This window comes from Vibrio sp. Sgm 5 (genome assembly GCF_026241575.1).
Taxonomy (GTDB): Bacteria; Pseudomonadota; Gammaproteobacteria; order Enterobacterales; family Vibrionaceae; genus Vibrio; species Vibrio jasicida.
Genome location: NZ_JAPHPY010000171.1, coordinates 1 through 211, shown reverse-complemented (window position 1 = coordinate 211; position 211 = coordinate 1). Strand labels below are relative to the sequence as shown.

Annotated in this window: 1 tRNA gene; it reads right to left on the bottom strand. The window is 51.7% G+C overall.

Annotated features, from left to right (window positions below):
- Positions 1–73: transfer RNA gene (locus OQJ86_RS26560), tRNA-Trp, on the bottom strand.
- Between the last annotated feature and the right edge of the window lie 138 nt (positions 74–211).

Genomic DNA, 211 nt, shown 5'->3' with positions numbered 1-211 from the left:
AGGGGTGGAGAGATTCGAACTCCCAACACGCGGATTTGGAATCCGCTGCTCTGCCAATTGGAGCTACACCCCTGTAGAAACTACAGTTTATCACATTGTAGATTCAAAAAAACCTCGCAAAAGCGAGGTCTTTGAAATAAGTGGCGGAGCGGACGGGACTCGAACCCGCGACCCCCGGCGTGACAGGCCGGTATTCTAACCAACTGAACTA